24 protein-coding genes are annotated in these 25814 nt (G+C 70.5%); all 24 read right to left on the reverse strand.

Translation table 11 applies throughout. The features are described 5' to 3' along the window. Positions 1-305: DUF2550 domain-containing protein (locus AOK16_RS07020; RefSeq protein ID WP_055471383.1), on the reverse strand; the 305-nt coding region annotated here is incomplete at its 3' end. Positions 306-456: 151 nt separating this feature from the next. Beyond that, complete coding sequence (locus AOK16_RS07025; RefSeq protein WP_055471363.1) at positions 457-834, reverse strand: F0F1 ATP synthase subunit epsilon; 378 nt, start codon at positions 832-834, stop codon at positions 457-459. A gap of 137 nt (positions 835-971) precedes the next feature. Further along, a complete protein-coding gene (gene atpD, locus AOK16_RS07030) occupies positions 972-2414 on the reverse strand; it encodes a F0F1 ATP synthase subunit beta (RefSeq protein WP_055471364.1) in 1443 nt (480 codons plus the stop codon). A 5-nt stretch (positions 2415-2419) separates the two neighbouring features. After that, positions 2420-3334 carry a F0F1 ATP synthase subunit gamma gene (locus AOK16_RS07035; RefSeq protein WP_055471365.1) on the reverse strand — a complete coding sequence of 305 codons (915 nt, stop codon included), beginning with the start codon at positions 3332-3334 and terminating at the stop codon, positions 2420-2422. 2 nt (positions 3335-3336) lie between these two features. Then, on the reverse strand, positions 3337-4908 hold the full coding sequence (atpA, locus tag AOK16_RS07040) for a F0F1 ATP synthase subunit alpha (RefSeq protein WP_055471366.1): 1572 nt from the start codon (positions 4906-4908) through the stop codon (positions 3337-3339). 120 nt (positions 4909-5028) lie between these two features. Further along, the gene (locus AOK16_RS07045) at positions 5029-5844 is read right to left on the reverse strand and encodes a F0F1 ATP synthase subunit delta (RefSeq protein ID WP_055471367.1); all 816 of its coding nucleotides are present in this window, start codon (positions 5842-5844) and stop codon (positions 5029-5031) included. After that, a complete protein-coding gene (locus tag AOK16_RS07050) occupies positions 5841-6389 on the reverse strand; it encodes a F0F1 ATP synthase subunit B (RefSeq protein ID WP_055471368.1) in 549 nt (182 codons plus the stop codon). The genes AOK16_RS07045 and AOK16_RS07050 overlap by 4 nt, the downstream gene beginning before the upstream one ends. Before the next feature lie 40 nt (positions 6390-6429). After that, positions 6430-6666 carry an ATP synthase subunit c family protein gene (locus AOK16_RS07055; RefSeq protein ID WP_015657805.1) on the reverse strand — a complete coding sequence of 79 codons (237 nt, stop codon included), beginning with the start codon at positions 6664-6666 and terminating at the stop codon, positions 6430-6432. A 69-nt stretch (positions 6667-6735) separates the two neighbouring features. After that, positions 6736-7506 (reverse strand): F0F1 ATP synthase subunit A, encoded by a 771-nt coding sequence (gene atpB / locus AOK16_RS07060; RefSeq protein ID WP_055471384.1) that lies wholly within the window; start codon positions 7504-7506, stop codon positions 6736-6738. Positions 7507-7815: 309 nt separating this feature from the next. Next, the gene (locus tag AOK16_RS07065) at positions 7816-8253 is read right to left on the reverse strand and encodes a Cg1360 family ATP-synthase-associated protein (protein ID WP_055471369.1); all 438 of its coding nucleotides are present in this window, start codon (positions 8251-8253) and stop codon (positions 7816-7818) included. Positions 8254-8523: 270 nt separating this feature from the next. Continuing rightward, positions 8524-9846: an MraY family glycosyltransferase gene (locus AOK16_RS07070; protein ID WP_055471370.1), complete on the reverse strand. Its 1323-nt coding sequence runs from the start codon at positions 9844-9846 to the stop codon at positions 8524-8526. Between the two features lie 119 nt (positions 9847-9965). Continuing rightward, positions 9966-11264 (reverse strand): serine hydroxymethyltransferase, encoded by a 1299-nt coding sequence (locus tag AOK16_RS07075; protein ID WP_055471371.1) that lies wholly within the window; start codon positions 11262-11264, stop codon positions 9966-9968. Positions 11265-11390: 126 nt separating this feature from the next. Continuing rightward, the gene (locus tag AOK16_RS07080) at positions 11391-12041 is read right to left on the reverse strand and encodes an arsenate reductase/protein-tyrosine-phosphatase family protein (RefSeq protein ID WP_055471372.1); all 651 of its coding nucleotides are present in this window, start codon (positions 12039-12041) and stop codon (positions 11391-11393) included. Beyond that, positions 12038-12685 (reverse strand): L-threonylcarbamoyladenylate synthase, encoded by a 648-nt coding sequence (locus tag AOK16_RS07085; RefSeq protein WP_055471373.1) that lies wholly within the window; start codon positions 12683-12685, stop codon positions 12038-12040. Before AOK16_RS07085 ends, AOK16_RS07080 begins: the two co-directional genes overlap by 4 nt. 98 nt (positions 12686-12783) lie before the next feature. Further along, positions 12784-13629, reverse strand: a complete 846-nt coding sequence (prmC, locus tag AOK16_RS07090) for a peptide chain release factor N(5)-glutamine methyltransferase (RefSeq protein ID WP_055471385.1) — start codon at positions 13627-13629, stop codon at positions 12784-12786. A gap of 31 nt (positions 13630-13660) precedes the next feature. Continuing rightward, on the reverse strand, positions 13661-14737 hold the full coding sequence (prfA, locus tag AOK16_RS07095) for a peptide chain release factor 1 (protein WP_055471374.1): 1077 nt from the start codon (positions 14735-14737) through the stop codon (positions 13661-13663). 105 nt (positions 14738-14842) lie between these two features. Continuing rightward, positions 14843-15067: a 50S ribosomal protein L31 gene (rpmE, locus tag AOK16_RS07100; protein WP_055471375.1), complete on the reverse strand. Its 225-nt coding sequence runs from the start codon at positions 15065-15067 to the stop codon at positions 14843-14845. A gap of 249 nt (positions 15068-15316) precedes the next feature. Continuing rightward, entirely contained in the window at positions 15317-16441 is a 1125-nt protein-coding gene (locus AOK16_RS07105) for an LCP family protein (protein ID WP_055471376.1), read from the reverse strand. Positions 16442-16645: 204 nt separating this feature from the next. Further along, positions 16646-18406 (reverse strand): trypsin-like serine protease, encoded by a 1761-nt coding sequence (locus AOK16_RS07110; protein WP_079101134.1) that lies wholly within the window; start codon positions 18404-18406, stop codon positions 16646-16648. Positions 18407-18668: 262 nt separating this feature from the next. Continuing rightward, positions 18669-20642 carry a transcription termination factor Rho gene (rho, locus tag AOK16_RS07115; RefSeq protein WP_055471378.1) on the reverse strand — a complete coding sequence of 658 codons (1974 nt, stop codon included), beginning with the start codon at positions 20640-20642 and terminating at the stop codon, positions 18669-18671. Between the two features lie 330 nt (positions 20643-20972). Continuing rightward, the gene (gene thrB / locus AOK16_RS07120; protein ID WP_055471379.1) at positions 20973-21887 is read right to left on the reverse strand and encodes a homoserine kinase; all 915 of its coding nucleotides are present in this window, start codon (positions 21885-21887) and stop codon (positions 20973-20975) included. Positions 21888-22255: 368 nt separating this feature from the next. Further along, complete coding sequence (gene thrC / locus AOK16_RS07125) at positions 22256-23341, reverse strand: threonine synthase (RefSeq protein ID WP_055471380.1); 1086 nt, start codon at positions 23339-23341, stop codon at positions 22256-22258. Positions 23342-23351: 10 nt separating this feature from the next. Continuing rightward, positions 23352-24701: a homoserine dehydrogenase gene (locus tag AOK16_RS07130; RefSeq protein WP_055471381.1), complete on the reverse strand. Its 1350-nt coding sequence runs from the start codon at positions 24699-24701 to the stop codon at positions 23352-23354. A 122-nt stretch (positions 24702-24823) separates the two neighbouring features. Continuing rightward, positions 24824-25814: diaminopimelate decarboxylase (gene lysA / locus AOK16_RS07135; RefSeq protein WP_055471382.1), on the reverse strand; the 991-nt coding region annotated here is incomplete at its 5' end.

The raw sequence follows: 25814 nt of genomic DNA on the forward strand, positions 1-25814 counted from the left end.
TCCTCCTCGCCCCGCGGGGCCCGGCGGGCGAGCACCTCGATCGCGGAACGCTCCAGGACACGGCGCGGACGCGGGGCGTACGAGAAGACCCGGAACCACTCGATCCGGTCTCCGTTGTAGCGCGCGACCCCGTACACCCAGCCCTTGCCGCTGGGGTCCTCCTCGTCCACCGGCACGTTCCAGCGCAGGCTGCAGTCGAACGTGCCGCCGGACCGCTGGATGAGCCTGCGACGCAGACCGAAGACGAACAGTCCCAGCAGCACCAGCGCGATGACCACGCCGCACAGGAGCAGTGCGAGGAACAATTCCCGCCGACCTCCTCGCTTGGGGGCACCTCCCAGCGGTAGCTGGGGGAATACCGAACCAGTATGACCCCTTGATCTGCTTCAGCCGCGGACCGCCCTGAGGAGTCAGTGCGGTCCGCGGCTGATCGATGCGGTGGTGTTCGCCGTACGGCTAGCGGGAACCCGCCGCCGCGACGAGACGGACCTCGGCGCGCCGCTCGGCGGCGGCGTCGGTGTCGGCCTTCGCCCGCTCCAGCGCCCGCTCCGCACGGGCGATGTCGATCTCGTCCGCCAGCTCCGCGATCTCGGCGAGCAACGAGAGCTTGTTGTCGGCGAAGGAGATGAATCCGCCGTGCACGGCGGCGACGACGGTGCCGCCGTCGCTCGTACGGATGGTGATCGGGCCGGACTCCAGCACACCGAGCAGCGGCTGGTGGCCGGGCATGACGCCGATGTCACCCGATGTGGTGCGCGCGACGACCAGGGTGGCCTCGCCGGACCAGACACTGCGGTCCGCGGCGACCAGCTCGACGTGCAGCTCAGCAGCCAACGTGGCTCCTCGGGTCTCCACCTGCCGTGGCAGGTGTCCAGATTGAAGACTGGGGTGTCCAGGATAACGGGCGTGCGGTCAGGGGCGGGACGGGGCCCGCCCCTGACCGTCGAGCACGGGGCTCGGGAGCGCGAGGCTCAGGAGACGCCCAGCTCCTTGGCGTTCTTCTTCAGGTCCTCGAGCCCACCGCACATGAAGAAGGCCTGCTCGGGGAAGTGATCGTACTCGCCGTCGGCGATCGCGTTGAACGCGGTGATCGACTCGTCGAGGGACACGTCCGAACCGTCCACGCCGGTGAACTGCTTCGCCGCGTGGGTGTTCTGCGACAGGAACCGCTCGATACGACGGGCGCGGTGGACGACCAGCTTGTCCTCCTCGCCCAGCTCGTCGATGCCGAGGATCGCGATGATGTCCTGGAGGTCCTTGTACTTCTGCAGGATCCCCTTGACGCGCGAGGCGCACTCGTAGTGCTCCGCCGTGATGTAGCGCGGGTCCAGGATGCGGGACGTCGAGTCCAGCGGGTCCACCGCCGGGTAGATGCCCTTCTCCGAGATCGGCCGGGAGAGCACCGTCGTCGCGTCGAGGTGCGCGAAGGTGGTCGCCGGGGCCGGGTCGGTCAGGTCGTCCGCCGGCACGTAGATCGCCTGCATCGAGGTGATCGAGTGGCCGCGCGTCGAGGTGATGCGCTCCTGCAGGAGGCCCATCTCGTCCGCCAGGTTCGGCTGGTAGCCCACCGCGGAGGGCATGCGGCCGAGCAGGGTGGAGACCTCGGAACCGGCCTGGGTGAAGCGGAAGATGTTGTCGATGAAGAACAGCACGTCCTGCTTCTGCACATCGCGGAAGTACTCCGCCATGGTCAGACCGGCCAGGGCCACGCGCAGACGGGTGCCCGGGGGCTCGTCCATCTGACCGAAGACCAGGGCGGTCTTGTCGAGGACGCCGGACTCCTCCATCTCCTGGATGAGGTCGTTGCCCTCACGCGTACGCTCGCCGACGCCCGCGAAGACGGAGACGCCCTCGTGGAGGTTGGCGACACGCATGATCATTTCCTGGATGAGGACCGTCTTGCCGACGCCCGCACCACCGAACAGACCGATCTTGCCGCCCTTGACGTACGGGGTCAGCAGGTCGACGACCTTCAGGCCGGTCTCGAACATCTCGGTCTTGGACTCGAGCTGGTCGAAGGAGGGGGCCGTGCGGTGGATCGCCCAGCGCTCGGCCTCCTTGCCGTTCTCCTCGGGGACGTTCAGCACCTCACCGAGGGTGTTGAACACCTTGCCCTTGGTGAAGTCGCCGACCGGGACGGTGATGCCGTCGCCGGTGTTGGTCACCGGGGACTGGCGGACCAAGCCGTCGGTGGGCTGCATGGAGATGGCGCGGACCAGGCCCTCGCCGAGGTGCTGGGCGACCTCGAGGGTGAGGGTCTTCCGCTTGCCGGCCTCGGTCGGGTCGTCGACCTCGACGGTCAGCGCGTTGTAGATGTCCGGCATCGCGTCGACGGGGAACTCCACGTCGACGACGGGGCCGATGACCCGCGCGACGCGGCCCGCCGCCGTGGCCGTCTCAACAGTGGTGGTCATAGTGTTCAGTCACTCCCCGCGGTCGCGTCGGCCAGTGCGCTCGCGCCACCGACGATCTCGCTGATTTCCTGGGTGATTTCGGCCTGGCGGGCCGCGTTGGCAAGCCGCGTGAGCGACTTGATGAGCTCCTCGGCGTTGTCGGTCGCCGACTTCATCGCACGGCGCGTGGCGGCGTGCTTCGAAGCAGCCGACTGCAGCAGGGCGTTGTAGATCCGGCTCTCGACGTACCGGGGCAGTAGGGCGTCGAGGACGTCCTCTGCCGACGGCTCGAAGTCGAACAGCGGAAGGATCTCCTGCTTGCCCTCCGCCTCCTCGGCCGTGTCCGCGAGGCTGAGCGGCAGCAGCCGGTCGTCGATCGGGGTCTGCGTCATCATCGACACGAACTCGGTGAAGACGATGTGCAGCTCGTCGACCCCGCCCTCGGCCGTCTCCTGGGTGACGGCCTCGATCAGCGGCTCGGCGACCGCCTTGGCGTTCCCGTACGTCGGGGAGTCGGTGAACCCGGTCCACGACTTGGTGACCTTCCGCTCGCGGAAGGCGTAGTACGCGACGCCCTTGCGGCCGACGATGTAGGTGTCGACCTCCTTGCCCTCGGCCTTCAGCCGCTCGATGAGCCGCTCGCTGGCCTTGATGGCGTTGGAGTTGTAGCCGCCGGCCAGGCCGCGGTCGCTCGTGATGAGCAGGACCGCGGCGCGGGCCGGGCTGTCCACCTCGGTGGTCAGCGGGTGCTTGGTCGTCGAACCGGTCGCCACCGCCTTGACCGCGCGGGTCAGCTCACTCGCGTACGGCGTCGAGGCGGCAACCTGGCGCTGCGCCTTGACGATCCGCGACGCGGCGATCATCTCCATCGCCTTGGTGATCTTCTTGGTGGCGGTGACGGACTTGATGCGGCGCTTGTAGACCCGAAGCTGGGCGCCCATGCTCAGTCCTCACCCAGCAGCTTGCCGTCCGAGGTCTCGAACTGCTGCTTGAAGGAGGTGATGGCGTCGGCGACGGCCTGCAGGGTGTCGTCCGACATCTTGCCGCCCTCGCGGATCGAGGTCATCAGCCCCTTGTGCTCGCGGTGCAGGTAGTCCAGCAGCTCGCGCTCGAAGCGGCGGATGTCCGCGACCGGCACGTCGTCCATCTTGCCGGTGGTGCCGGCCCAGATGGAGACGACCTGGTCCTCGGTGGAGTACGGCGCGTACTGGCCCTGCTTGAGCAGCTCGACCATGCGCTTGCCGCGCTCCAGGGAGGCCTTGGAGGCCGCGTCCAGGTCGGAGCCGAAGGCGGCGAACGCCTCAAGCTCGCGGTACTGGGCGAGGTCCACGCGGAGCCGGCCGGAGACCTGCTTCATGGCCTTGTGCTGGGCCGAGCCACCGACACGGGAGACCGAGATACCGACGTTCAGGGCCGGGCGCTGGCCGGCGTTGAACAGGTCGGACTCCAGGAAGCACTGGCCGTCGGTGATGGAGATGACGTTGGTCGGAATGAACGCCGACACGTCGTTGGCCTTGGTCTCGACGATCGGCAGACCGGTCATCGAGCCCTTGCCCATCTCGTCGGAGAGCTTGGCGCAGCGCTCCAGGAGGCGGGAGTGCAGGTAGAAGACGTCACCCGGGTAGGCCTCACGGCCCGGCGGGCGGCGCAGCAGCAGGGAGACGGCGCGGTAGGCGTCGGCCTGCTTGGACAGGTCGTCGAAGACGATCAGGACGTGCTTGCCCTGGTACATCCAGTGCTGGCCGATGGCCGAACCGGTGTACGGGGCGAGGTACTTGAAGCCGGCCGGGTCGGACGCCGGGGCGGCGACGATCGTCGTGTACTCCAGGGCACCGGCCTCCTCCAGCGCGCCGCGCACGGACGCGATGGTGGAGCCCTTCTGGCCGATGGCGACATAGATACAGCGGACCTGCTTGTCCGGGTCGCCGGAACGCCAGTTGTCGCGCTGGTTGATGATCGTGTCGACGGCCAGGGCGGTCTTGCCGGTCTGGCGGTCGCCGATGATCAGCTGCCGCTGGCCGCGGCCGATCGGGGTCATCGCGTCGACGGCCTTGAGGCCGGTCTCCATCGGCTCGTGCACCGACTTACGCGCCATGACGCCGGGGGCCTGCAGCTCGAGGGCGCGCCGGGACTCGGTGTCGATCTCGCCGAGGCCGTCAATCGGGTTGCCCAGCGGGTCGACGACGCGACCCAGGTAGCCCTCGCCGACCGCTACGGACAGCACCTCACCGGTGCGCTGCACCGGCTGGCCTTCCTCGATGCCGCTGAACTCGCCGAGGACGATCGCACCGATCTCGCGCTCCTCGAGGTTGAGGGCGAGACCGAGGGTGCCGTCCTCGAACTTCAGCAGCTCGTTCGCCATGGCCGAGGGCAGTCCCTCGACCTTCGCGATGCCGTCGCCGGCAACGCTGACCGTACCGACCTCCTCGCGCGAGGCCGCGTCCGGCTTGTACGCCTGGACGAACGTCTCCAGTGCGTCCCGGATCTCCTCCGGCCGGATCGTGAGCTCCGCCATCTGGGTTCCCTGCTCTCCTTGTTGGGCCCGAATTTTCCAGGGGTCTGGGGGTGGACCCCAGAAAGACTCTGCCAACGGCCCAACTCGGGCCGCCTACCTGCTTGTTGAGTTGGTGGCTGGTCAGCCGGCCATCCGCCGGGACACCTCTTCGAGGCGGTCCGCGATGGTGCCGTTGATGACCTCGTCGCCGACGCGGACCTGGATCCCGCCGAGGACCTCGGGGTCCACGTCGAGGTTCAGGTGCATCTGCCGGCCGTAGATCCGGGCCAGCACCGCGCCGAGGCGCTGCCGCTGCCCGTCGCCGAGCGGTACGGCCGAGGTGACGACCGCGACCATCCGGTCCCGGCGCCCCGCGGCCAGCTTGGACAGGGCATCGAGCCCTCCCTCAAGGCTACGGCCACGCGGACGCGTCACCAGGCGCGTCACCAGCCGCTCGGTGACGGGGTTCGCCCTGCCGCCCAGCAGGCTGTGCAGCAACCCGGCCTTGGCGGACGCCGTGGCCGAGCGGTCGGTCAGTGCGGCCCGCAGCTCGGTGGAGGAGGAGACGATCCGGCCGAAGCGGAAGAGCTCGTCCTCCACGTCGTCCAGCGCGCCCGCCCGCTGAGCCGCGACGAGGTCGGCGCTGCTCGCCAGCTCCTCGGCCGCGTCCACCAGGTCGCGCGACCGCGACCAGCGGGACCGGACCATGCCGGACACCAGGTCGACGGTCTCGCCGCCGACCTGTCCGCCCAGCAGGCGCCCGGCCAGCTCGGCCTTGGCCTCGCCGGCCTGCGCCGGGTCGGTGAGGACCCGACGCAGCGACACCTCGCGGTCGAGCAGCCCCGTGACGGCGGCCAGCTCCTCGGCGAGCTTCGCCGCGTCCACGGACGTGTTGTCCGTCAGCGCGTCGAGGCGCTCGCGCGCGGAGGCCAGTGCCTCGCGGCTCGCTCCGTTCATCGGGCGGCCTCGGCCTTCTCCTCGAGCTCGTCGAGGAACCGGTCGATGGTGCGGCTCTGCCGGGCGTGGTCCTCAAGGGACTCGCCGACGAGCTTGCCCGCCAGGTCGGTGGCAAGCTTGCCCACGTCCTGGCGCAGCGAAGCCGCGGCCTGCTTGCGGTCGGCCTCGATCTGGGCGTGGCCGGCAGCGATGATCTCCTCACGCTGCCGCTGGCCTTCCGCGCGCATCTCGGCGATGAGCGCGGCGCCCTGCTCCTGCGCCTCCTGGCGCAGGCGAGCGGCCTCGTGCCGGGCTTCGGCGAGCTGAGCCTTGTACTGCTCGAGCACGTCCTGGGCCTCGGTCTGCGCCGCCTCGGCCTTCTCGATCCCGCCCTCGATCGCCTCACGGCGCTCGTCCAGAACCTTGTTGATGTTCGGGAGGAGCTTCTTCCAGAGGAAGAAGAACACGATGGCGAAGGCGATGGTGCCGACGAGCAGCTCGGGACCCGGCGGGACGAGCGGGTTCTGCTCCTCCTCGGCCGCCAGCTGTACCAGGTTGGCGATCACGTCAGTGCCTTTCGTCAAAACGCGTCAGTAAGAGGGTGGATCACTTACCGAACACGAACGGCATAACGATGCCGATCAGGGCGAGCGCCTCGCAGAAGGCGAAGCCCAGGATCTGGTTGGCGCGGATCAGGCCGGCGGCCTCGGGCTGGCGGGCCAGGGCCTGGGTGCCATTGCCGAAGATGATGCCGACGCCGACGCCGGGGCCGATCGCGGCGAGGCCGTAGCCGATCGAGCCGAGCGATCCACTGACAGCGGCGAGGGTCTCAGTCGCAGCCATGATTCTTCCTTCTCTGTTGCGAACCGGTGGGGGTTGGCCACCGGACGAGTGGTGAGGTTGGGCGGTTGCTCAGTGGTGCTCGGCGAGAGCGCCCTGAACGTAGGAGCAGGCCAGCAGGACGAAGACGTACGCCTGGACGGCCTGGACGAAGAGCTCGAAGGCGATCATGGCCATGGTCATCACGAACGAGACGCCCGCGGCCGGGATCATGTAGCTGTTCAGCAGGTACCAGCTGGCGACGGTGAACATCACCAGCATCAGGTGGCCGGCGAACATGTTGGCGAAGAGCCGCACGGCGTGCGTGAACGGCCGGACGATGACGTTCGAGAAGAACTCGATGACGACGACGAGCGGCAGGACCGGGCCGAGCGACTTGTCGTAGCCGGTGATGTTCTTGAACCCGCCGACGAATCCGTGCCGCTTGAAGGTCAGCGACATCCACAGCACGTAGACGATGATCGCCAGGACGATCGGGTACGCGATGATCGACGAGACCGGGAACTGGGCCAGCGGGATCACGGACCAGATGTTCATGATCCAGATGAAGAAGAACAGCGAGACCATGAGCGGGACGTACTTCTCGCCCTCCCGCTTGCCGAGGGTCTCGTAGACGATCCCGCGCCGGACGAAGTCGTAGCCGGCCTCGCCGACCATCTGGAGCTTGCCCGGGACCACCTTGGGGTTGCCGAAGGCCGCCCAGAAGAAGGCGACGACGAGACCCGAGGTGAGCAGCGCGAGCAGCATCACCTTGTGGATCTCGTACCCGCCGATGGTGAACATCGGCTGGAACAGGAAGGAGTGCAGGCCAGGAGCCGGAAAGCCACAGCCCTCGTCGGACAGGATGCGGCAGCTCCAGTCAAAGGCGAGCTGGTTCTGGTCAGCACTCACCGAGAGCTCCTTCAACGTGGCGCATGGGTACGGCAACCTCGATGTGTCGGCGCGGCACGCGGCCGCGGGTCGGCACTGGACTGGTCTTACGAATGTGGGGGCGGCTGGTCGAGTGGATCGGACCAAGCGCCGGCATCAGCTGCATGGGCTGCCGGTTCCGCCCCGTGGAACCCGGGAACTCGACCGCCTGCGCCCGCGATGCCGCAGTTGGCACCGGACCATAGCAGGCACCCGAACGGACACTTATACCGGCCCTACCTGTCACGCCACGGTCCCCGCGGCGTGCGGCTTCTTGGCGTCGGACGAACCCGGCTCCACGTAAAGGATCTTGGCCTTCATGTGGGCGCGCGCCTGTGCGGCGATCCACACCAGGGTCGCGGTGACGAGCGCCGCGGCGAACGCCTTGGGGTCGAAGAGCGTGGTGTCCTTGAACAGGGCCACGAACACCAGCAGCAACAGGAGTTGCGCGGTGTAGAGCATCAACCCCATGGCCTGGAACAGCTGCGGGAGGGACCGTGCGGTTCGCTGCAGCACCAGGACACCGATCCCCATGAACACCACGACCACCAGCGTCCCGACCGCCGCGCCGATCGCTCCCTTGCCCCCGGCGAGCACGGCGGCAACCGCGACGGCGAGCGCGCCGACGGCAGCCGTGGGCACGGCGGTATGGGTGAGCATGCGGGCGTCATTGGACTGCATGGCGGCAACTCCGCTGGGGTTTGGGGCGAGTGTCGTCATGGACGAGCGTAGAACCCGGCAAGGACGCTTCTGGCACCGAAAGAACCATGATCGAGAGGCTCTTCGGCGTTGGCCACCGGGTTTCGTGAACGGTATCACAAACTATTTGATGAGGTCTTTACCAAGTTGGTGTGCTGCCCGTCACACAGACGAGCTACCCCGCGCACCGATGAGCTGACGCCGACCAGTTGTCCCCGTTTGCGGCGATCCGCCCCACCGGACCTGCCCGGGCTACCAGTTCCTCGGGTGCCGGCCGCCGATCGCGGTCGCGCCGCGCAACCCGGCGGCCACCGGCGTGCGTTCCTCCCGCGGCTCCTCCGAGTCCCCTGCCGCGGACGGCGCCTGGGCCGCGGTCCGGGCCACCGTCCCGGCCGGGGCCGAGGCCTGCTGCCGCCGGTAGCGGGGTGGGACGAAGGCCTCCGCCCACCGGGGGGCGCGGGGGGTGAAGCGGGGCATGAGCAACAGGCCCAGGCCGAAGGCGCTCAGGCCGACAATGGCCAGAACGATCCACACACTGGCCGAGTTGATCGAGTACGCGACCGCGCCGAAGGCGATCAGCGCCGACCAGAAGTACATGATCAGGACGGCTCGGCTGTGCGAGTGGCCGATCTGCAGCAGGCGGTGGTGGAGGTGGCCGCGGTCGGCGACGAACGGCGACTGGCCCTTCCACGTACGCCGGACGATCGCCAGCACGAGGTCCACGACCGGGACCATCAGGATGGTCAGCGGGAGCAGCAGTGGGATGTAGACCGGGACCGTGGTGTGGACGGCCGCGCGCTCCGAACCCGTGAAGAGCTTGAGGGCGTCCGGGTCGACCTGGCCGGTGATCGAGATCGCGCCCGCGGCCAGCACCAGGCCCAGCAGCATCGACCCCGAGTCGCCCATGAAGATCCGCGCCGGGTGCATGTTGTGCGGCAGGAAGCCCAGGCACATGCCCATGAGGATGGCGGCGAACAGCGTTGCGGGAGCGGCGGCTTCGAGCCCGTAGCCGAACCAGATGCGGTACGCGTACATGAAGAACGCCGCCGCGGCGATGCACACCATGCCGGAGGCCAGGCCGTCCAGCCCGTCCACGAAGTTGACCGCGTTGATGGTGATCACGACGAGCGCGACCGTAAGCAGCGTGCCCTGCATCGAGGTCAGTGCGACCGATCCCACACCGGGCACCGGGATCCACAGAATCGTCAGGCCCTGCATGACCATGACGCCGGCGGCGATCATCTGGCCGCCGAGCTTCACCAGGGCGTCCACGCCCCACTTGTCGTCCAGCACCCCGAGCAGCCAGATGAGGGCCGCCCCGGAGAGCAGCGCGCGGGGTTCGTCGGACAGCTCGAACACCTTGCCCACGTTGGGCAGATGCGCCGCCACGAGCAGTCCCGCGCACAGCCCGCCGAACATGGCGATGCCGCCGAGCCGCGGGGTCGGCTCGCGGTGCACGTCACGCGCGCGGATCTCCGGCATCGCCCCGATCGCGATGGCGAACTTCCGCACCGGGCCGGTCAGGAGATAACTGACCGCGGCCGTGACGCACAGCGTCAGCAGGTATTCACGCACGGGCTGCCCCAGGGATATGGCCGATCATCTGGCCCAACAGAGTAGCTTCCCCGATGAGGGACACGTGCCGGGCCGGAGTCCGGTTGCACGCCCCGCCGCGGAGGTCGTACCAGTAAACGCTACCCCGAGTGAGCTTTCGGATACGGGGGGAATTCCGCGGCCAGTTCGGAGGCCGCCGCCCGCGCGGCCGGCTCCTCGCGGAGCGCGGCCGCCAGCAGGCGGGCGATACGCGGCATTTCGGCCTCGCGCATGCCCTGGGTGGTGACCGCCGCGGTCCCCAGGCGGACGCCCGTGGGCGGGGCCGGGGGCTCGGGGCCGTGCGGCAGGCAGCAGGTGTCCAGGACCACACGCGCCGCCGCGCAACGCCCGCGCGCGGTGCGCCCGTCCACGCCCAGCGGGGTCACGTCGGCGGTGATCAGATGGGTGTCGGTGGAGCCGGTGGTGACCACCAGCCCCTCCCCGGCCAGGCCCTCGGCCAGCGCCCGCGCGTTGGCCACGACCTGCTGGGCGTACGCGGCGAAGGCCGGGGTCGACGCCTCGGCGAAGGCGACGGCCTTCGCCGCGATGGTGTGCATCTGCGCGCCGCCCTGGGTGAAGGGGAAGACCGCGCGGTCGATCCGGTCGGCCAGGTCGGCGCCGCACAGGATCAGCCCGCCGCGGGGGCCGCGCAGCACCTTGTGGGTGGTGGCGCACACCACGTCCGCGTACGGCACGGGGCTGGGCGCCGCTCCCCCGGCCACCAGGCCGATCGGATGGGCGGCGTCGGCGATGAGGTAGGCGCCGGCGTCGTCGGCGATCTCCCGGAAGGCCGCGTAGTCGGGGTGGCGGGGGTAGGAGATCGAGCCGCAGACGATGGCCTTGGGGCGGTGCTCGCGGGCGAGGTCGGCCACCCGGTCGTAGTCGATCAGGCCGGTCGCGCGGTCGACGCCGTAGCCGACGAAGTCGAACCAGCGGCCGGAGAAGTTGGCCGGAGAGCCGTGGGTGAGGTGGCCGCCCTGCGGCAGGGCCATGGCCAGCACGGTGTCGCCGGGCCGCAGCAGCGCGGCGTACGCGGCGAGGACGGCCGAGGAGCCGGAGTGCGGCTGGACGTTGGCGTGCTGGGCGCCGAACAGCGCGGTGGCCCGCTCGACGGCCAGCCGCTCGGCGAGGTCGACCAGTTCGCAGCCGCCGTGGTGGCGGGCGCCCGGATAGCCCTCCGCGTACTTGTTGGCGAGCGGCGAGCCCAGCGCGGCCAGCACGGCGGGCGAGGTGAAGTTCTCCGCCGCGATCAGCTGGAGCCCGGCCGATTGCCGGTCCAGCTCCGCGAGCAGCAGCCCGGCCAGCTCGGGATCCTGGCGCGCCAACAGGTCGAAGTCCGGGCCCCATTGGGCCCGGGTCGTGCGGGTGGTACGCGTGGTCTGTGCCGCAGTGACCGACATGGCTGGCTCCGGGCGTCGGGAGTGGCATATGGAGGGGTCATGGCCCACTGCCAATGTAGAGCCGCCGCCCGGGAGGCGCAGGCGCTCGCGTACGAGCAGGTGGCCCCCGTACGCCGCCCGGCGCCGTCAGGTCCTGGCCGGGACCCCCGTCAGGGCCGTGACGACCGGGTCGAGGGCCTGGTTGATCTCGTCGCCGATGGAGCGGAAGAAGGTGATCGGCGCCCCGTACGGGTCGTACACCTCGTCCGCCTCCGGGCTCGGCGCCAGCAGCCAGCCGCGCAGCGCCGCCGCGGCCCGGACCAGGACGCGCGCCCGGGCCACCACCGCGCCGTCGCCGACGGGCTCGGGCAGCGTGGCCGGGTCTATGGCGCGCACCAGCCGGGTGAACTCCTTGAGCGTGAAGGTCCGCAGGCCCGCCGAGTGGCCCATGGAGATCACCTGGGCGCGGTGGTCGCGGGTCGCGGTGAGGACCAGGTCGGCGCGGATGACGTGCTCGTCGAGGAGCTCGCGGCCCTTGAAGCCGTCCGGGTCCGCGCCGAAGTCGGTCAGGACGGTGGCCGCGTGCGCCTCCATCGGGGCCCCCTCGTGGCCCCAGGTGCCCGCGCTCTCCACGATCAGGCCGCCGGTCAGGCTGTCGCCGAGCCGGGCCGTCAGGGCATGGCGGGTCAGCCGCTCGGTGATCGGCGAGCGGCAGACGTTGCCGGTGCTGACGTGGAGGATGCGGAAGGTGTCGTCGATGCTGCTACCCGCTATGCCACGCCCCTCAGGGGCTGTCAATTGGCCACCTCGAGCTCGGGGACGACCTCCCGGAGCTGCTCGGCGGACAGCGCGCCGGCCCGCAGCAGCACCGGCACCTTGCCGGTGACGTCGACGATCGAGGACGGCACGGCGGCAGGGGTGGGCCCGCCGTCGAGGTAGACGGACACGGAGTCGCCGAGCATCTCCTGGGCGGCGTCGCAGTCCTGCGGGGAGGGGTGGCCGGTGAGGTTGGCACTGGAGACGGCCATGGGGCCGACATCGGTCAGCAGCTCGATGGCCACCGGGTGCAGCGGCATCCGTACGGCGACGGTGCCGCGGGTCTCGCCCAGGTCCCACTGGAGGGACGGCTGGTGCTTGGCGACGAGGGTGAGGGCGCCGGGCCAGAAGGCGTCGACCAGCTCCCAGGCTTGCTCGGAGAAGTCGGTGACCAGGCCGTGCAGGGTGTTCGGGGAGCCGACGAGCACGGGCGAGGGCATGCCGCGGCCGCGGCCCTTGGCCTCCAGCAGGTCGCCCACGGCCTCGGCGCTGAACGCGTCCGCCCCGATCCCGTACACGGTGTCGGTGGGGAGCACGACCAGCTCGCCGCGGCGTACGGCGGATGCGGCTTCGCGCAGACCGGAGGTGCGGTCGGTCGCGTCGGTGCAGTCGTAACGCCGTGCCATCTAACTGGCCTCCCTATTCCGGGGCTGCTCTGTCTTCAGTCGTCTGGGGGTCTTCGGTCGTCCGGGATTTCGGACCGCTGCCCCGCTGTGGCCCCGGGTCATGGAGTGGCCCGGCGGGCCGTGGCGAACCGCGGCCGCTTGTTGAGGTCCGGGTGGTCGGCCGCGTCGGCCCAGCCCCGCTCCTCGGTGAAGATCCACGGCACCTGGCCGCCCTGGGTGTCGGCGTGCTCGATGACGACCACGCCGCCCGGGCGCAGCAGCCGGTGGGCGGTGCGCTCGATGCCGCGGATGGTGTCCAGACCGTCCTCGCCCGAGAAGAGGGCGAGTTGGGGGTCGTGGTCACGTGCCTCGGGGGCGACGTACTCCCACTCGGTCAGCGGGATGTACGGCGGGTTGGAGATCACCAGGTCGACCTGGCCGTCGAGTTCGGGCAGGGCGGTCAGCGCGTTGCCCTGGTGGAGCTGGACGCGTGAGCCCTCGACGTTCTTGCGGGCCCACCGCAGGGCGCCCTCGTCCAGCTCGACCGCGTGCACGCGGGAGCGGGGGACCTCCTGGGCGAGCGCGAGGGCGATGGCGCCAGAGCCGCTGCACAGGTCGACGATCAGCGGTTCGACGACGTCCATGGCCCGTACGGCGTCTATGGCCCAGCCGACGACCGACTCGGTCTCGGGGCGGGGCACGAACACCCCGGGCCCGACCTGGAGTTCCAGGTAGCGGAAGAAGGCCCGCCCGGTGATGTGCTGGAGGGGCTCGCGGGCCTCGCGGCGGGCGACGGCCTCCCAGTAGCGGGCGTCGAAGTCGGCGTCGGCGACCGCGTGCAGTTCCCCGCGCTTGACGCCGTGCACGAAGGCGGCCAGCTCCTCGGCGTCGAAGCGCGGGGAGGGCACACCGGCGTCGGCCAGCCGCTGGGTGGCCTGGGCCACCTCGGCGAGCAGCAGGTTCATGCGGTCCTCCACCCCCATCCGATCCGTGTCTTTACTGGGCCGCTGCCAGCTTGGCGGCGGCGTCGGCGTCGACGCAGGCCTGGATGACCGGGTCGAGCTCGCCGTCCAGTACCTGGTCCAAGTTGTACGCCTTGAAGCCGACGCGGTGGTCGGAGATCCGGTTTTCCGGGAAGTTGTACGTCCTGACCCGCTCGGAGCGGTCGACCGTGCGGACCTGGCTGCGGCGCGCGTCGGACGCCTCCCGCTCGGCCTCCTCCTGGGCCGCGGCGAGGAGCCGGGCGCGCAGGATGCGCAGCGCCTGCTCCTTGTTCTGCAGCTGGCTCTTCTCGTTCTGGCAGGAGACGACGATGCCGGTGGGCAGGTGGGTGATGCGGACGGCCGAGTCGGTGGTGTTGACGGACTGGCCGCCGGGCCCGGAGGAGCGGTAGACGTCGATCCGCAGGTCGTTGTTGTTGATCTCCACGTCCACGTCCTCGGCCTCGGGGAGCACGAGCACGCCGGCGGCGGAGGTGTGGATGCGGCCCTGGGACTCGGTGGCGGGCACGCGCTGCACGCGGTGCACCCCGCCCTCGTACTTCAGCCGGGCCCACACGCCCTGGCCGGGCTCGGCCGCGCCGCCGCCCTTGGTCTTGACCGCGACCTGCACGTCCTTGTAGCCGCCGAGGTCGGACTCGTTGGCCTCGATGATCTCGGTCTTCCAGTTGTTGCGCTCGGCGTACCGGAGGTACATGCGCAGCAGGTCGCCGGCGAACAGGGCCGACTCGTCGCCGCCCTCGCCCGCCTTGATCTCCAGGATGACGTCCTTGTCGTCGCTGGGGTCGCGGGGGACGAGCAGCAGCCGCAGCTTCTCGGTCAGCTCCTCGCGGCTGCGCTCCAGCTCCTTGACCTCGGCGGCGAACTCCGGGTCGTCCTGGGCGAGTTCGCGGGCGGTCTCGATGTCCTCGCCGGTCTGCTTCCAGGAGCGGTAGGTCGCGATGATCGGCGTGAGCTCCGCGTAGCGCTTGTTGAGCTTCCGCGCGTTGGCCTGGTCGGCGTGGACCGCCGGGTCGGCGAGCCGCTTCTCGAGGTCGGCGTGCTCACCGATCAGTTCCTCGACCGCCTCGAACATCGTGATTCCTTTACGTGGAAGCTCTTGCGCCGGTGTGTCATCACAAAAGCGCCGGTCCGGCTGCCCCGCGGGCGGGGCAGCGCGAGGACCGGCGCTGTGGGGTCGCTACTTCTTGGCGGACCCGGCGGCCTTGCCGAAGCGGGCCTCGAAGCGGGCCACGCGGCCACCGGTGTCGAGGATCTTCTGCTTGCCGGTGTAGAACGGGTGGCACGCGGAGCACACGTCGGCGCGGATGGAGCCGCTGGTGACGGTGGAGCGAGTGGTGAACGAGGCGCCGCAGGTGCAGCTGACCTGGGTCTCGACGTACTCCGGGTGAATGTCGCGCTTCAAGGGATCTCCTAGGTTCGGGAGGGCGCCGGGTCGTAGGGGCGGGGTTGCCCGTACGTGAACCGGGGCCGACGTACCAGTCTGCCAGGACCGGCCGTATCTCCCAAAACCGGGGGCGCCCGGAATCTATTCCGAGCGCCCCGGGCGGGAGACCGGTCGAGCATGACCGGCGGTCCAGGTGGCCGGCGGTCCGGGTGACAGGCGGTCCATCGGTTCGCCCGACCCGGGACCCGCCGAACACCCGGCAGGGGATCAGCTCTTCACGACACCCGAGGTGTCCGCCTGCTCACTGGCCGTGCCCTGGGTGACGGACTGGGGGATCGGCAGGCCGTGGCGCAGCGCGGTCCAGAGCTGGTCGCACTTCTCCGCCATGGGCGCTACGCGGTTGGGGTCGCGCTTGTCGTACTCGACCGGGAGGGTCACCATCTCGACGTCGTTCGAGCCGATGTTCCTCAGGCTCTTGCTGAAGTCGAGCAGCTTGTTGACGGAGGCGAGCTCGGAGTCGGTCGTGACGGCGCGGGTCGCGGCGTCGGCGAGGCCGTAGAGCTTGTGCGGGCTGCCGAACAGGTCGACCGACCTCACCTGCGAGATCAGGGCCTTCACGAAGGCCTGCTGGAGCTGTATTCGGCCCAGGTCGCTGCCGTCGCCGACGGCGTGCCGGGTCCGTACGAGGCCGAGCGCCTGCTCGCCGTCGAGGTGATGCGTGCCCGGCCGCAGGTTGAGCTTGCTCTGCTTGTCCTTGATCGCCTGGGTAGTGGTGACGGGCACCCCGCCCAGCTCGTCGATCAGGTTCTTGAAGCCGGAGAAGTCGATCTCGAGGTAGTGGTCCATGCGGACGCCGGACATCTTCTCGACGGTCTTCACGGCGCAGGCCGGGCCGCCGATCTCGTACGACTCGTTGAACATGGCCCGCTCTACGGCGGGGGCCGTGCCGTTGCCGTCCCCGGTGCGCTGACACTCGGGGCGGCTGACCATGGTGTCGCGGGGGATGGAGACGACGCTGGCCTTCTTGTGGCCCTTGTAGACGTGCAGCACCATCGCGGTGTCGGAGCGCGCGGTGCCGTCGTCGTCGCCGTACTGGCTGTTGCCGTCGCCCTGCCGCGAGTCCGAGCCCATCAGCAGGATGTCCATCGAGCCGTTGTCGGTGTCGTCGGGGCGGTTGGTGCCCAGGGCCGAGTTGATGTCGACGCCCTTGAGGTTGCCGTCGAGCTGGAGGTACACGTAGCCCAGGCCCGCCCCGCCGAGGAGCGCCAGGCCCGTGACGGACCAGGCGGTCACCGTCAGCGCCCTGCGGGCGCGACCGGGCGGCCTCCGGCGCCGCCCGGTGGCGCGTATGCCACCGGGTCGGGGACTGCGCGGGCTGCTGTCGTCGGCCATCTGTTCCTCAGTCCTCGCTGTACTCATCGGGTGCCCTCACGTCACACCGCCGACACGGGCGGAAGGGACATGTCGCCATCTGTCATGACGACGGCACTCGGTGCGGGGTTCAGAGTGGCACGGCGCCCCCGGGGCCTCGCTCAGCGCGACCCCGGGGGCGCCGGGTTTGTCCTCAGCTGCCGATTAACGGCCTGACCTGCGGATTCATCCAAAGATGTTGTACTGGTTCCAGCCGTTCCCGATCTTGACCGGTGTGGCAAAGATCTCCGAAGTGGACTTTCCGGTTCCGGGATACAGGTAGAGGGTGCCGCTGGAGGACCTGGCGAGGTAGTCGGCCCTGCCGTCACCCGTCATGTCGCCGGTCGCCGCGAACCCGTTGTACTGCGCCCAGTCCCGCACCTTGATCCGCGCCCCGAACGGCGCGGCAGCCTTGCCCGTGCCGGGCAGCAGGTAGACCGCTCCCCCACTGGCCCGCGCGAGCAGGTCCGGCTTCCCGTCTCCGGTGAAGTCGCCCTTGCCGCGCAGGGAGTTGTACGCGGTGTAGCCGCTGCCCGCGGTGATCCGGGGCTGGTACGTGCCGTCGCCCTTGCCCGGGTAGAGGTACAGCGTGCCGCCGGAGGTCACCGAGAGCAGGTCCGGGAAGCGGTCCCCGGTGACGTCGCCGGGGGCGGCAGTGAACTTGCGGGTGCCCCAGTCACTGGCGATCTTCGTGTCCACGTAGGTGGAGCTGGTCGCCGAGCGATGGCGCCAGTACATGGCCCCGTCCGAGCGGCGGCGGATGATGAAGTCCTGGTAGCCGTCCCGGTTCATGTCGGCCTGCAGCACGAGGTTGTACGCGCTCCAGGAGCCCGAGAGCGCCTGCCGCGGGGCGAAGCTGGTGCCCTCGGAGATGTACTGGTACGCCTTGCCGCCGGTGGCCGCCCGCGCGAACAGGTCGGCGCGGCCCGACCGGTTGAGGTCGGTGTCGTCGATCCGGGGCATGAACCTCGGCGCGTAGGTCCCGATCCTGGTGAACACCTCGTAGGTGCCCGAGACGTTGCAGACCTGGTTCCCGGCGCTCACGCCCCAGGAGACGACGCCCACGATCTTGCCGCCGGCCACCAGCGGGCCGCCGGAGTCGCCGGGGCACACGGTCGTGGCGGTGGCGTCGTCGCCGGTGGCGGCGGGCCCGGTGCAGATCATGCTGCCGGGCTTGAAGGCGCCCTCGCCGAGTGCCCCGTCGAGGTTCTCGGCGCACGCGGCGTCGGAGTTGAGGGTCAGCGAGGCCCGTAGCAGCGTCGAGGACAGCTCGCCGGTGTCCCCGTTCGAGCCGGTCAGCCCCCAGCCGTACGCGGTGCCCTTGGTGCCCTCGGCGTAGAGCGCGGTGTCGGCGGGCTCGGCGAAGGACAGCGTCTTGTGCTTGAGCGGCTTGGCCAGCGTGAGCAGCGCCACGTCGTTGTCGACGGTGTTGTGGTCGTAGCCGTCGCGGACCCAGCTGCGGGTCACGTCGACGAACTCGCCCTCGCTGTTGTCGGGGCCGCCGAGCAGCTTGCTGGTGCCCGCGAGGACGGCGCCGTACTTGCCCCAGTCCTGGCGCACACCGTTCTCGTCGTGCAGGCAGTGGGCGGCGGTGAGCACCTTGTTGGGCGCCACGAGCGTGCCGCCGCAGGTGAAGTAATAGAGGCCGTCGTGGTCCCAGGAGAAGAGCAGCTGGACCATCCACGGCGCGCTGCTGAACGCCGTACTCGTGCCGCCGATGATCCGGGCGTCCTTGGCGGGCTCGTCCGAGCCGGTGCCCGGGGCGGCCGGCGGGTCGGTGACCTCGAAGCCCTTCGGCGCGCTGAGCGCGGGCCGGGGCGCGGGCTCGCCCGCCTGTGCGTGGGCGGTCACGAGGCCGCCCGCGGCCAGGGCCAGCGCGAGGCCGACGACTGGAACTATTCGGCCGAGGCGGCGTCTTTGCCGCCCGCCGCGAAGAGGATTACGCACTCACGTCTCCCGTACGGGTTCGGAACATGGAGTGCTTCAGGAAAGGGACTTGGGCCCGCGACGCATCGCGGCAGCGCGAGACACGGCCGTGTCCGGCCGCGTGAACGACTTCCCGAGAGTGCCCCTCGCTCCGGTTCTGATCCAGCGGCGAGGCCCCCACCTTCGGCGAGCGCGATCGTACAAGCAGAGGGGCCTCCCCGTCACCGCTTCCTGCGGAGGACGGGGAGGCCCCTCAACTGCCAGGCGCTGTACGCCCGCCGGCTCAGTCGCCGTTCGGCGTCGGCGTCGTCTTCTGGATCTGCAGCAGGAACTCGCCGTTGGACTTGGTCTGCTTCATCTTGTCCAGCAGCAGCTCGATCGCCTGCTGCTGGTCCAGCGCGTGCAGCACCCGGCGAAGCTTCCAGACGACACCCAGCTCCTCGCTGCCGAGCAGGATCTCCTCCTTGCGGGTGCTGGACGCGTCCACGTCCACCGCCGGGAAGATGCGCTTGTCGGCGAGCTTCCGGTCGAGCTTGAGCTCCATGTTGCCGGTGCCCTTGAACTCCTCGAAGATCACCTCGTCCATCCGCGAGCCGGTCTCGACCAGCGCGGTGGCCAGGATGGTCAGCGAGCCGCCGTCCTCGATGTTGCGCGCGGCGCCGAAGAACTTCTTCGGCGGGTAGAGCGCGGTCGAGTCGACACCACCGGAGAGGATGCGGCCGGAGGCGGGCGCCGCGAGGTTGTACGCGCGGCCCAGGCGGGTGATGGAGTCCAGCAGCACGACCACGTCGTGGCCCAGCTCCACCAGGCGCTTGGCCCGCTCGATGGCGAGTTCGGCGACGGTGGTGTGGTCCTCGGCGGGGCGGTCGAAGGTCGAGGAGATGACCTCGCCCTTGACCGAGCGCTGCATGTCGGTGACCTCTTCAGGACGCTCGTCGACGAGGACGACCATCAGATGGCACTCGGGGTTGTTGTGCGTGATCGCGTTGGCGATGGACTGCATGACCATTGTCTTGCCGGCCTTCGGCGGCGAGACGATCAGACCGCGCTGGCCCTTGCCGATGGGGGCGACCATGTCGATGATCCGCGTGGTCAGCTGGCCCGGCTCGTTCTCCAGGCGCAGCCGCTCCTGCGGGTACAGCGGGGTCAGCTTGTTGAACTCCGGTCGGCCGCGGCCGGTTTCGGGCGCCATGCCGTTGACGGAGTCCAGGCGCACCAGCGCGTTGAACTTCTCGCGCCGCTCGCCCTCGCGCGGCTGGCGGACCGCGCCGGTGACGTGGTCGCCCTTGCGCAGGCCGTTCTTGCGGACCTGGGCCAGCGACACGTACACGTCGTTGGGGCCCGGGAGGTAGCCGGAGGTGCGGATGAACGCGTAGTTGTCGAGGATGTCGAGGATGCCCGCGACGGGGATCAGCACATCGTCCTCGGAGACCTGCGGCTCGCCGGCGAACTCCTCGCGGCCGCGGCGGCCCCGGCGGTCCCGGTAGCGGCCGCGGCGCCCGCGCCGGCCGCCCTCGAAGTCGTCGTCGTCCTGCTGGCCGCCGCCCTGGCCGCGGCCGCCGCCGTCGCGCTGCTGGCGGTTGCCGCCCTGGCCCTGGCCGGACTGGCCGTCGTCGCCGCCCTTGCCGCGGCGGCCGCGCTCGCGGCGGTCGCCGCGCTCGCCCTTCTGGCCGCCCTGGCCGCGGTCCTGGCGGTCGCCGCCCTTGCCGCGGCCCTCGGCCGTCTCGACGGCGGTCTCGGCCCTGGCGTCGGTACGGGTCTCGGTCCGCGTCTCGACCTTGGTGTCGGTGGCGGCCTCGGCCGCCTCGGGGCTGCCCGCGGCGGAGGTGGCGCGGCGCCGGCGGCGCTCGCCGGCCGGCTGCTCGTCGCTGGGCTGACCTGGGATCTCGATCTGCTGCTGGGCCACGGCCTTCTCGGCGGCGGGCGCGGCGCTCTCGGCGCTCTCGCCGGTGCGGGCCTTGGAGGTGGTACGGCGCTTCGGCTTGGCCTCGGCCTCCGCCTCGCCCCCCTTGGCGGGGGCGGAGCCGCCCGCCTGCTTCTCCTTGATGACCTCGATCAGCTGGCTCTTGCGCATCCGCGCGGTGCCCTTGATACCGAGGCCGGAGGCGACTTGCTGCAGCTCGGCCAGGACCATGCCCTCGAGGCCGGTGCCGGAGCGGCGACGCTTGGGCGCGGCGGGAGCGTCCGTGGCGGGCGCGGAGGCAGCGCCGACCGTGTTGTCGGCAGTCACGCCCATCAGATCGGTGGTGTCGCTCACGAAGGGTCCTTCCCTGGAGCGGGCGTCGGCCTGTCTGGCTCGGCGACCGGTTGTGCTGTCCGGCTTACGGTCCTTGCCTTGTCTGGACCGGGCCGGGGCGGTTCCGCCGGGTGGGCGGAGAGAACAGTGATGGTTCCGGCGCATCGCGCCGATTCCGGAGCGTGCTCGAAAATCTGCGAGGCAGGCTGCTCAGGCAGTTTGGGAGGCTCCCGGAAGAAAGTCGTCCCGAAGGGGACACGGAGCACCGCACCGAGAAGGTGTCGAGTGCAGACTTGAGGTTAACACTACCGGATCCAACAAACATTCCCCCTCTCCACACCGGCAATCGTGTCACGCGAGCGGCAGGACACTGGCACCCGCCATGTCGATGGCCAGCCGGTTGGCCGCCCATCCCCCGCCTGCCAGCTGTGCGACCTTGTCGGCCGCACTGTCCTCGGCCAGCGCGAGCACCGTCGGGCCCGCGCCGGAGATCACCGCGGGCACGCCGTCGGCCCGCAGCCGCCCCACCAGGGCCGCGCTCTCCGGCATCGCCGGAGCCCGGTAGTCCTGGTGCAGCCGGTCCTCGGTGGCGGTCAGCAGCAGCTCGGGGCGCCTGGTCAGCGCCTCGACGAGCAGCGCGGCCCGCCCCACGTTCGCCGCGGCGTCCACGTGCGGCACGGTGCGCGGCAGCAGGCCGCGGGCGGTCTCGGTGAGCACCGGCTTGGCGGGCACGAAGACCACCGGGACGACGGACCGCGCGGGCTCCATCCTGATCGCCCGCGCGACGCCCGCCTCGGTCCAGGCCAGCGTGAAGCCGCCGAGCAGACAGGCCGCGACGTTGTCCGGGTGCCCCTCGATCTCGGTGGCCAACTCCAGGAGCGCGGTGTCGTCGAGCTTCTCGGCGCCGCCTATGGTCACGGCGCGCGCGGCGACCAGGCCCGCGCAGATGGCGGCGGAGGAGGAGCCGAGGCCGCGGCCGTGCGGGATGCGGTTGGCGCAGACCACCTCGAGGCCGCGCGGCTGCCCGCCGAGCACGTCGAAGGCCGTACGCAGCGACCGTACGAGGAGGTGGCTCTCGTCCCGGGACAGGGTGTCGGCGCCCTCGCCGGCGATGTCGACGTGCAGCCCGGACTCGGCAACGCGGACGACCACGTCGTCGTACAGACCCAGGCCCAGGCCGAAGGTGTCGTAGCCCGGGCCGAGGTTGGCGCTGGTCGCGGGGGTGCGCACCCGTACGGCGGCGGCGCGGAAGGCGGGACCGGCCATCGCTCGAGGCTCTCCTTGGTGTGGAACGTGATGTGCGTGATGTGTACGTGAACGGGCGAGCTTCGTCAGGGACTTCACCGACCACCCCCGTGCGTCCCAGGGGCGACCCCAGGGCCCGGCGCCAGGTCCGCGCACACGGGTGGCGGAAAAGTTGCGGCGGGGCGGGGTTCGGCGGCCAGCCTATCGAAGGAAGGTTCTGTCGCGACACAGGGCGCACGGGAGGCGCACGATGCGTGTCGCACACTTTCCCGTGCTTCCCTGCCGCAATCCGTCCGTTGCGGGCCGGTTGCCGACCGTTTAGCGGCGGCCGGTGACCGGGCGGCTCAACTGCCGGTCGCCGGGCCGGGGTCCGATCGGACCGGGTCCGGCTACGCCATCCCCAGCCGCTCGGCGGCCGCGTCCGCGTCCACCGGTACGGTCACGGGCTGCGGCGCGCCGGCCACCGCCCAGTCCGGGTCCTTGAGGCCGTTGCCGGTGACGGTGCAGACGATCCGCTGGCCGGGGTCGACCAGCCCCTGCTCGGCCGCCTTCAGCAGACCGGCGACGCTCGCGGCCGAGGCGGGCTCGACGAAGACGCCCTCCTGGGAGGCCAACAGGCGGTAGGCGGACAGGATTTGACGGTCGGTCACCTCGTCGATGAGGCCGCGCGACTCGTCGCGCGCCCGCTCGGCGAACTCCCACGAGGCCGGGTTGCCGATGCGGATCGCGGTGGCGATGGTGTGCGGGTCCTTGACCGGCTCGCCGCGCACGATCGGCGCCGAACCCGAGGCCTGGAAGCCGAACATCCGCGGCGTACGGGAGGCGTCGCCGGTCTCCGCGTACTCCTGGTAGCCCCGCCAGTACGCGGTGATGTTGCCCGCGTTGCCCACCGGCAGCACATGGATGTCGGGGGCGTCGCCGAGCGCGTCCACGACCTCGAAGGAGGCCGTCTTCTGGCCCTCGATGCGGTACGGGTTGACCGAATTCACCAGCGCCACGGGGTACTTCTCGGACAGTCCGCGGGCCAGCGTCAGGCAGTCGTCGAAGTTGCCGTCGACCTGGAGGATGCGCGCCCCGTAGACCAGCGCCTGGCCCATCTTGCCCAGCGCGATCTTGCCCTGCGGCACCAGCACCGCGCAGACCATCCCGGCCCGCACCGCGTACGCCGCCGCCGAGGCGGAGGTGTTGCCGGTGGAGGCACAGATGACGGCCTGGGCGCCCTGCTCCTTGGCGTGCGTGATCGCCATCGTCATCCCGCGGTCCTTGAAGGACCCGGTGGGGTTGGCGCCCTCGACCTTGAGGTGCACCTCGCAGCCGGTGCGCTCGGAGAGCACACGCGCGGGCACGAGCGGCGTACCGCCCTCACGGAGGGTGACGACCGGCGTCTCGGCCGTCACCGGGAGCCGGTCGCGGTACTCCTCAATGATGCCGCGCCACTGATGGGTGCCGGTGGACCGGCCGACGGTTGCAGACATGGCTGTTCCTTTACTCCCCTTCGACCCGCATGATGCTCGCCACCCCGCGCACCGTGTCCAGCGCGCGCAGTGCCTCGACCGTCGCCGTCAGGGCGGCGTCGGGCGCGCGGTGGGTCACGACCACCAGCGAGGCCTCTCCGCCCTCCCGTCGCCCACCACCACCCTCAACCGAGGCACCTACGGCGCCGCTGAAATGTTCCTTGGCCTGCTGGCGGACGGTGTCAATGGAAACGTCGTGCTCGGCGAAGACCATGGCGACCTGCGCCAGGACACCCGGCTTGTCGGCGACGTCGAGGCTGATGTGATAGCGCGTGACGACCTCGCCCATGTGGCTCACCGGCAGCCGGGTGTACGCGGACTCGCCGGGCCCCGTCGCGTCGTTGAGCTTGTTGCGGGACACGGCCACCAGATCGCCCAGGACCGCGGAGGCGGTGGGCGAGCCGCCCGCGCCGGGGCCGTAGAACATCAGCCGGCCGGCGGCCTCGGCCTCGATGAACACCGCGTTGTAGGCCTCGCGTACGGAGGCCAGCGGGTGGCTGAGGGGGATCATCGCCGGGTGCACGCGCGCGGTGACCGACCGCCCGTCGGCGGCGCGCTCGCAGATGGCGAGCAGCTTGACCGTGCAGCCCATGCGCTTGGCCGAGGCGATGTCGGCCGCGGTGACCTCGGTGATGCCCTCGCGGTGCACGTCGGCGATGGTCACGCGGGTGTGGAAGGCGATGCCGGCCAGGATCGCGGCCTTGGCGGCGGCGTCGAAGCCCTCGACGTCGGCGGTCGGGTCGGCCTCGGCGTATCCGAGCGCGGTGGCCTCGTCCAGGGCCTCGGAGTAGCCGGCGCCGCTGGTGTCCATCCGGTCCAGGATGAAGTTGGTGGTGCCGTTGACGATGCCGAGGACCCGGTTGACCTTGTCGCCCGCCAGCGACTCGCGCAACGGCCTGACCAGCGGGATCGCGCCCGCGACGGCCGCCTCGTAGTAGAGATCCGCCCCGTGCTGCTCGGCCGCCGCGTGCAGGGCCGCGCCGTCCTCGGCGAGCAGGGCCTTGTTGGCCGAGACGACGCTGGCGCCGTGCTCGAAGGCGGTGGTGATCAGCGAGCGGGCGGGCTCGATGCCGCCGATGACCTCGATCACGACGTCGATGTCCCCGCGTTTGACCAGCGCGGTCGCGTCGGTGGTGACCAGCTCGGACGGCACGCCCTCGCGGACCCGGCCGGGGCGGCGTACGGCGATCCCGGCCAGCTCGACCGGGGCGCCGACCCGGGCCGCGAGGTCGTCCGCGTGCGTCGTCATGATGCGCGCCACCTCTGAGCCGACCACTCCACAGCCCAGCAGCGCCACCTTCAGCGGACGCGTACGCATCATCCGACCTCGTTTCTCATCCGTCTGTGTGCTGAACCAGTCTCACGCACCGGACCGGGCTTTCCACCTCCGGTCCAGAATTCGAGATTCCCGCCCTATCGCGCTTTACGGCGCAAAGGCCCTCATTATCCGACGTCGAGCCGCAGGAGATCCTCCTCCGTCTCGCGCCGCACGATCACCCGCGCCGCCCCGTCCTTGACGGAGACGACCGGCGGGCGCAGCGCGTGGTTGTAATTGCTCGCCATGGAACGGCAGTACGCGCCGGTGGCGGGCACCGCGATCAGGTCGCCCGGCGCCAGGTCGGCAGGCAGGAAGGCGTCGCGTACGACGATGTCGCCGGACTCGCAGTGCTTGCCGACGACGCGGGAGAGCATCGGCTCGGCGTCCGACCGGCGCGAGACGAGCGCGACGGTGTACTCGGCGTCGTACAGCGCCGTACGGATGTTGTCGGACATGCCGCCGTCCACGCTGACGTAGGTCCGCAGGCCCGCCAGGGGCTTGACGGTGCCGACCTCGTAGAGCGTGAAGGCCGTGGGGCCGACGATCGCGCGGCCCGGCTCGACGGAGATCCGCGGCACGGCGAGCCCGGCGGACTCGCACTCGCGGGTGACGATCTCGCCGAGGGCCTTGGCGATTTCGTGTGGTTCGCGGGGGTCGTCGTCCGAGGTGTACGCGATGCCGAGGCCGCCGCCGAGGTCGATCTCCGGGAGTTCCACGCCGTGCTCGTCACGGACCTGCTTCAGCAGCCCGACGACGCGGTGGGCCGCGACCTCGAAGCCGGAGGTGTCGAAGATCTGGGAGCCGATGTGCGAGTGGATCCCGGCGAGTTCGAGCGAGTCCAGGCCCAGGGTGCGCCGTACGGCCTCCGCCGCCTGCCCACCCGCCAGCGGGATCCCGAACTTCTGGTCCTCGTGGGCGGTGGCGATGAACTCGTGAGTGTGCGCCTCGACTCCGACGGTGACGCGGATCTGCACGCGCTGGCGCCTGCCGAGCCGCTGGGCGATGTGCGCGACGCGGACGATCTCCTGGAAGGAGTCGAGCACGATGCGGCCGACGCCTTCGCGCACCGCCCGCTCGATCTCCTCCTGGCTCTTGTTGTTGCCGTGCAGCGCGATG

It is taken from the genome of Streptomyces pathocidini (assembly GCF_001418495.1).
Taxonomy (GTDB): Bacteria; Actinomycetota; Actinomycetes; order Streptomycetales; family Streptomycetaceae; genus Streptomyces; species Streptomyces pathocidini.